This is a genomic window from Streptomyces mutabilis, from assembly GCF_014649815.1.
GTDB classification, from domain to species: Bacteria; Actinomycetota; Actinomycetes; order Streptomycetales; family Streptomycetaceae; genus Streptomyces; species Streptomyces mutabilis.
This window is the reverse complement of sequence record NZ_BMTT01000169.1, coordinates 1-654: the sequence shown is the minus strand read 5'-3', so window position 1 is coordinate 654 and position 654 is coordinate 1. Positions and strand designations below refer to the sequence as shown.

1 protein-coding gene and 1 pseudogene are annotated in these 654 nt (G+C 48.9%); one reads left to right on the top strand and one right to left on the bottom strand.

The genetic code is table 11. From position 1 onward, the window contains the following. Nucleotides 1–339, top strand: a 339-nt coding sequence (locus tag IE142_RS37235) for a hypothetical protein (RefSeq protein WP_229831248.1), incomplete at its 5' end; no start/stop codon positions are given. 148 nt (nucleotides 340–487) lie between these two features. Here IE142_RS37235 and IE142_RS35215 read toward each other — a convergent pair. Continuing rightward, a pseudogene (locus tag IE142_RS35215) lies at nucleotides 488–654 on the bottom strand (NADP-specific glutamate dehydrogenase); the annotation flags it as partial.

Here is a 654-nt window from a genome sequence, read left to right as displayed (position 1 = left end):
GTGTCTCTTACCGTACGCCAAACCCTATCTGCCTCTCCCCTGCCTGCAATCTGCCCATATCTGACCTATATATGGCAGATTTTGCCTTCCGGCCTGTACCATCTCGCTTATATATGGCAGGTCAACTTGCGAAAAAGCCAGTTCGGGGGTATATTTTGGGTCATTTTTCCTACCAAGGCTGCCATATATAAGCGAGATATCACCGTACGAACTCTCAAATCTGCCATATATAAGCGAGATAGCGGAGCTGCGCGAGAGGAAGTTGCGGTTATAGCTGAAACTATTGCGATTTTTAGAGATAGTTTCAGTTATAACCGGAACTATCGTGATTTTGAGTGATTGTTTCAAATGTAACTGCAACTAGATTGGGTGCGCTGAAGTACGTGTTGAAATACGAAAAGAGGGCCTGTCTGGAATGAAACCAGACAGGCCCTCAATGTATTTCGATGAGCCAGCCGTATTGGCTAGATTGGCTAAAACGGCTAGATCAGAGCACGCCCTGGGCGACCATGGCGTTGGCGACCTTCACGAAGCCGGCAGCGTTGGCGCCGAGCATCAGATCACCCTCGTGGCCGTATTCCTTGGCGGCTTCCAGAGAGTTGGCGACGATGTTTTCCATGATGGACTTGAGCTTGCCGTCAACCTCTTCAAAAG